Origin of the sequence: Pantoea sp. SIMBA_079 (assembly GCF_046940275.1) — a bacterium.
In the GTDB taxonomy this organism is placed as follows: Bacteria; Pseudomonadota; Gammaproteobacteria; order Enterobacterales; family Enterobacteriaceae; genus Pantoea; species Pantoea borealis.
Window position 1 is genome coordinate 1 of record NZ_JAWRYR010000970.1, and the last position, 232, is coordinate 232.

1 protein-coding gene is annotated in these 232 nt (G+C 74.6%); it reads left to right on the forward strand.

The features are described 5' to 3' along the window. A partial coding sequence (locus tag SB719_RS22830) for a hypothetical protein (RefSeq protein WP_412160137.1) occupies positions 1-227 on the forward strand: 227 nt, incomplete at its 5' end. Positions 228-232 lie beyond the last annotated feature (5 nt).

A 232-nucleotide genomic window follows, 5' to 3' on the forward strand; every position in this document is an offset into this window, starting at 1 on the left:
CTGATCGTCGCGAGACCACCGACGCGGCCTGGCGGCACGATCTCCGCAACGCGATCAACGCGGTCACCCTCGCGGTGGCGTCGGGCCAGCGCATGCTGGCCGACGGCCACACGACCCGCGCGGGCGATGCGCTGGCGCGCGCCGACGAGGCCCTGCGTCGCGTGCGCGTGCTGCTGGAGTCGTCGGAGATGGACGGCAGGCGCAGCCAGGACACGCCGGCCGATTGAGGCGG